We start from the raw sequence: 5,437 nt of genomic DNA, 5'->3' as shown, positions 1-5,437 counted from the left end.
CCATCGACGGGGCGGCACGCGGGGCCTCGGCCTGAACCGGCGCCGGAGCCGGAGCCGGAGCCGGAGCCGGGGCGGCGCGCGGGATCATCGAGCCGGTCAGTATGCCCGGCGACAGCTGCATGCGCGGCGGCTCGGGCAGGGGCGGCAGGCCGCCGCCTTTCGGCAGAGGGCCGGCGCGGAATACGGTCGCGGGCGGACGGCCCCAGATCACGGGGCGGCGGAAGGGCTCGGGCGTGCCGTTGAGCTTCTTGTCAGTGTCGGTGGGCATCAAAACTCCCGCGCCGGATCAGGCGCGCTACATCAAATGCGGCGAGGGGCCAAGGTGTCCGCCGATCTGGCCCGTTTCGTGGCCCCAGGCTGAAGACCTCAGTTCTTCAGCCGGTAGCCGGTGCGGAATATCCAGCTGACGACCGCCAGGCAGACGAACAGGAAGCCCAGGGTGGCGGCCAGGCTGACCCCGATGCCGACGTCGCCCGAGCCGTAGAAGGTCCAGCGGAAGCCGGAGATCAGATAGACCACCGGGTTGAACAGGGTGATCGTCCGCCACACCGGCGGCAGCATGTCGATCGAATAGAAGGAGCCGCCGAGGAAGGTCAGGGGCGTGACCACCAGCATCGGGATCATCTGCAGCTGTTCGAAGCCGTCGGCCCAGATGCCGATGATGAAGCCGAACAGGCTGAAGGTGGTCGAGATCAGGATCAGGAAGGCCAGCATCTCGATCGGGTGGAGGATGCGCAACGGCACGAACAGGGCCGCCGTGGCGAGGATGATCAGTCCCAGCACCGCCGACTTGGTCGCTGCCGCCCCGACATAGGCGATGACGATCTCGAGCGGCGACACGGGCGCCGACAGCAGCTCGTAGATGGTGCCGGTGAATTTCGGGAAGTAGATGCCGAACGAGGCGTTGAAGATCGACTGGGTGAACAGGCTCAGCATGATCAGGCCGGGCACGATGAAGGCGCCGTAGGGCACGCCGTCGATCTCGGTCATGCGGCTGCCGATGGCCGAACCGAAGACCACGAAATACAGGGCGGTGGTGATCACCGGGGTGACGATCGACTGCCAGACGGTGCGCAGGGCGCGCGCCATCTCGAATTTGTAGATGGCCCAGACGCCGTGGCCGTTGAAGGTCAGGGAATTCATGCCGCGGCTCCCGTCCGGTCGCCGGCCCGGTCCTTGTGGACCAGGCTGACGAAGATGTCCTCCAGCGAGCTCTGGCTGGTGTGCAGGTCCTTGAAGGCGATGCCGAGGTCCGACAGCCTGCGCAGCAACGAGGGCACGCCGGTCTTCTCGAGATTGGAATCGAAGACGTATTCCAGCTCGTTTCCCTCGGCCTTCAGCGTCGGCGACCATTCGGCCAGTTCCGGCGGCACGGCGGCCAGCGGCTCCTGCAGGTTCAGGGTCAGGGTCTTCTTGCCCAGCTTCTTCATCAGGGTGGCGGTCTGTTCGACCAGGATCAGCTCGCCCTTGAGGATGACCCCGACCCGGTCGGCCATCTCCTCGGCCTCCTCGATATAGTGGGTGGTCAGGATGATGGTGACGCCCTTGTCGCGCAGGCCGCGCACGAGGTTCCACATGTCGCGGCGCAGTTCGACGTCGACGCCGGCGGTCGGCTCGTCGAGGAACAGGATGTCGGGTTCGTGGCTCAGGGCCTTGGCGATCATCACCCGGCGCTTCATGCCGCCGGACAGGGTCCGGAGCTTGTCGTTGCGCTTGTCCCACAGGCTGAGGTCGCGCAGCAGCTGTTCGATGAAGGCCGGATTGGGCGCCCTGCCGAACAGGCCGCGGCTGAAGCTCACCGTGGCCAGCACCGTTTCAAAGGCGTCGGTGGTCAGTTCCTGCGGCACCAGGCCGATCTTCGACCGCGCCGCCCGATAGTCTTTCTGGATGTCGTGGCCGTCGGCCGTCACCGTGCCGGCGGTCGGGGTGACGATGCCGCAGGTGATCGAGATCAGCGTCGTCTTGCCCGCGCCATTCGGACCCAGCAGGGCGAAGATCTCGCCCTTGCCGATGGTCAGGTCGATGGGTTTGAGGGCCTGCAGCCCGGACTTGTAGGTCTTGGTCAGACCCGTGATTTCGATGACCGGGGCCATGGCGTCTCCTGCGACATCCGGTCGCCGAGGGGAATATGGCGCCGATCGCCCGGCGCTCAAGGCGAAGACCTCACGATTGCGCCGACCGAGCCCTGACGTTGACCACGCCCATCCCGGGGACGGCCGCGTGGACCATGGCGTCGCCGCGCCGCCCCGGACGTCGATCCCGAGAAGCGGAGCCTTTGCCCCGTCCGGGTGTTTCAGGGCCTCCCCGTTCCCCGGAGCCCAGACGCCGCGTGACCGCCTTCACCGACGCCCGCCATGAAATCCGCCGCCGTCTCGCCGCCCTTGGCGCGGCGGGCCGCAAGCGCTCCCCCCTGCTGCGGCGCGTGCCGGCGCTGGACCGGCTGATCGAATGGGCCGCGCGGGTCGGCTATGGGGCCCTCGGTTTCGTCTATCTGTCGGCCGGAGTGCTGACCTTCCTGGCCGCCACAGACCGCATCCGCAACGCGGCCGGGTCAAAGGAGGCGACCTTCTGGCTGGCCGAGCAGCCCCTCGGGCGCCTGTGGCTGATCCTGCTGGGACTGGGGCTGCTGGCCTTCGTGCAGTGGTGCGTATTGCAGGCGGTGTTCGACGCCGACCACGCGGGCACGAAGTGGAAGGGGCTGATGAAACGGGCCAGTTACGCCGGCAACGGCCTGTTCCATGGCATCCTGGCCTATTCCGCCTTCGGGCTGCTGATCAAGGAACCGGTCGATCCGAATGCGGTCGAAACGGCGGCCAACCAGGACAAGGCGGCCATGGTGCTGAGCCTGCCGTTCGGCGACTGGCTGCTGATCGCCATCGGCCTGGGGATCATCGCCGCGGGCGTCAGCAATATCGTGAACGGGCTGCGCGCGGATTTCACCCGGAAGCTGTCCTGCTCGGCCAGGCTCTGCCGCCGCGTCGCGCCCCTGGCCAAGGCGGGCAATGTGGCGCGGGGCGTATCGTTCGTGCCGCTGGGAATCTTCGTGGTCATGGGCGGCCTGCGCTCCCGGGCCTCGGAGGTGCGCAGCTTCGGCGACGCCCTGGACGGGCTGGAGGCCCAGCCGGGCGGGCCGTGGATCCTGGCCTTCACCGCCCTGGGGCTGATGGCCTTCGGCGCCTTCTCCTTCATCGAGGCCCGGTTCCGCCGCATCCAGCCGCCGCACGACCTGAATCCGCTGAGCTGACGCGTCCGGCCGGAACCGGGGGCGTATCTGCGCTATTCCCCTTCCGCCGGAGACGTTCATGTCCATGCGAACCCTGCTCGCCGCCGTCGCCGTCCTGTCCGTCGGCCTGTCGACGTCCGCCTGCATCACGGCGCCCTCGCCGGATGAGGCGCGCGCGCCGGCCCCGAGCCGCGCCGTCGACCTGGAGCGCTTCTATGCCGGCCGCTGGCTGGAGATCGCCCGCCTGCCGATGCGGCTGACGGACGGCTGCGTGGCCGGCGCCACCAACTATGTCGTGGTCAGCCCCACCCGCGTGGATGTGCGCGACACCTGCCAGGTCGGTACGCCCGAAGGGCGGGAGAAGGCCATCGGCGGACGGGGCGAGGTCCTCGATCCGGGCGTGAACGCCAAACTGCGGGTCCGCTATCTGGGCGGCCTGATCACCTGGGACTACTGGGTGCTGGATCACGCCGAGGACTACAGCTGGTTCATCTCGGCCGATCCGACCTTCGACAAGCTGTGGATCTACACCCGGGAGGTCCCGGACGCCGCGGAACGCCAGGCCCTCGTCGCGCGCGCCGCCGCGCTGGGGTATGACGTCAGCCGTCTGGAGTTTCCCGAATTCTGACCCGCCGCCCCTGGAGGACGTCATGTCCCGCCTGCCCCTGATCGCCGCCTCGGCCCTGTTGTTCACCCTCGCCGCCTGCGGCGGCAATGAGGTCGCTCTCGACCCCGCCCTCGGCTACGGCCCCAATCCGACCCTGCCCGAGCCGTCGCCGCAGCGGGTGCCGACCGTGAAGGTGGCCGAGGCCGTGGGCTGGCCTGCGGGCGGGGCGCCCACGCCCGCGCCGGGCTTCCGCGTCCAGGCCTTCGCCAGCGGCCTGGACCATCCGCGCTGGCTGTACCGCCTGCCCAACGGCGACATCCTGGTGGCTGAGACGAACGCCCCGCCCAAGCCCGAGGGCCAGTCCGGCGGCATCCGCGGCTGGGTCCAGGGGCTGTTCATGAAGAAGGCGGGCGCCCGGGCGCCCAGCGCCAACCGCATCACCCTGCTGCGGGACGCCGACGGGGACGGCGTGGCCGAGACGCGGACCGCCTTTCTCGAAGACCTGACCTCGCCCTTCGGCATGGCGCTGGTCGGAGACACGCTCTACATCGCCAACGCCGACGCCGTGGTCGCCTTCCCCTATCAGACCGGCCAGACGCGCATCACCGCGGCCGCGCGCCGGCTCGCCGCCCTGCCGGCCGGCCGCAACCACCACTGGACCAAGAGCCTCGTCGCCAGCGCGGACGGAACGCGGCTGTATGTCGGGGTCGGGTCCAATTCCAACATCGCCGAGCACGGCATGGCCGAGGAAGAGGGCCGCGCCGCGATTCACGAGATCGACATCGCCACCGGCGCCGATCGCGTCTTCGCCTCGGGCCTGCGCAATCCGGTGGGTCTGGCCTGGCAGCCGGACAGCGGCAAGCTGTGGGTCGCGGTCAATGAGCGCGACGAGCTCGGCAACGATCTGGTGCCCGACTACATGACCTCGGTGACGCCCGGCGGCTTCTACGGCTGGCCGTGGAGCTACTATGGGCAGATCGTCGACGCCCGGGTCGAGCCGCGCAATCCGGAGATGGTCGCCCGGGCGCTGCGGCCCGACTACGCCCTGGGCGCCCATACGGCGTCGCTGGGTCTGACCTTCGGCGAGGGCGGGCTGTTTCCGGCCCGTTATCGCGGCGGCGCCTTTGTGGGCCAGCACGGGTCGTGGAACCGGACGCCGCGAAACGGCTACCGCGTGATCTTCGTGCCGTTCGCGGCGGGTGTTCCCGCGGGACCGCCGGAAGAGATTCTGACCGGCTTCCTCAACGAACAGGATCAGGCGATGGGTCGTCCCGTCGGAGTCCAGTTCGATGGCGCGGGAGCCCTGCTGGTGGCCGACGACGTCGGCAATGTGATCTGGCGGGTTTCGCCGGCGGCCTGACGCGGACAGGCAAAGGCCCCGGCGGATCGCTCCGCCGGGGCCTTCTCGTCAGGTTCGAAACGCGATCAGCCGACCGGTTCGACGATGATCACCGGAGGCGTCGGAGCCGGCGCGGGCGTCGCGGGCGCCGGGGTTGCGGGCGCCGAGTTCAGCGTCACGGTCGAGGGCGCAGCCGGGGCGGGCGTATAGGACTGCGGGCCGGCCGGGACGGTCGGCGCGGGAGTCGCGATGCGGGGCGTAGCCGCCG

General features: G+C 69.4%; 5 protein-coding genes and 2 pseudogenes. 3 read left to right on the top strand and 4 right to left on the bottom strand.

The features are described from left to right. The 3 genes and pseudogenes from QQJ79_RS14595 to QQJ79_RS14585 all read right to left on the bottom strand — a co-directional run. A pseudogene (locus QQJ79_RS14595) lies at nucleotides 1–268 on the bottom strand (hypothetical protein); the annotation flags it as partial. Nucleotides 269–366: 98 nt separating this feature from the next. After that, nucleotides 367–1,143 carry an ABC transporter permease gene (locus QQJ79_RS14590; protein WP_284223651.1) on the bottom strand — a complete coding sequence of 259 codons (777 nt, stop codon included), beginning with the start codon at nucleotides 1,141–1,143 and terminating at the stop codon, nucleotides 367–369. Continuing rightward, the gene (locus tag QQJ79_RS14585; RefSeq protein ID WP_284223649.1) at nucleotides 1,140–2,093 is read right to left on the bottom strand and encodes an ABC transporter ATP-binding protein; all 954 of its coding nucleotides are present in this window, start codon (nucleotides 2,091–2,093) and stop codon (nucleotides 1,140–1,142) included. Before QQJ79_RS14585 ends, QQJ79_RS14590 begins: the two co-directional genes overlap by 4 nt. 236 nt (nucleotides 2,094–2,329) lie before the next feature. Here QQJ79_RS14585 and QQJ79_RS14580 point away from each other — a divergent pair, with 236 nt between their 5' ends. The 3 genes from QQJ79_RS14580 to QQJ79_RS14570 are packed head-to-tail and all read left to right on the top strand — an operon-like array spanning nucleotide 2,330 to nucleotide 5,190. Then, a complete protein-coding gene (locus QQJ79_RS14580) occupies nucleotides 2,330–3,244 on the top strand; it encodes a DUF1206 domain-containing protein (RefSeq protein ID WP_284223648.1) in 915 nt (304 codons plus the stop codon). Between the two features lie 58 nt (nucleotides 3,245–3,302). Further along, nucleotides 3,303–3,851 (top strand): lipocalin family protein, encoded by a 549-nt coding sequence (locus QQJ79_RS14575; RefSeq protein WP_284223647.1) that lies wholly within the window; start codon nucleotides 3,303–3,305, stop codon nucleotides 3,849–3,851. Nucleotides 3,852–3,873: 22 nt separating this feature from the next. After that, nucleotides 3,874–5,190 (top strand): PQQ-dependent sugar dehydrogenase, encoded by a 1,317-nt coding sequence (locus QQJ79_RS14570; RefSeq protein ID WP_284223646.1) that lies wholly within the window; start codon nucleotides 3,874–3,876, stop codon nucleotides 5,188–5,190. Between the two features lie 65 nt (nucleotides 5,191–5,255). Here QQJ79_RS14570 and QQJ79_RS14565 read toward each other — a convergent pair. After that, nucleotides 5,256–5,437, bottom strand: a pseudogene (locus QQJ79_RS14565) (DUF2155 domain-containing protein); the annotation flags it as partial.

This window comes from Brevundimonas denitrificans (assembly GCF_030160755.1).
Taxonomy (GTDB): Bacteria; Pseudomonadota; Alphaproteobacteria; order Caulobacterales; family Caulobacteraceae; genus Brevundimonas; species Brevundimonas denitrificans.
Note: the sequence above shows the minus strand (reverse complement) of the source record. Positions and strands in the feature narration are given on the sequence as shown.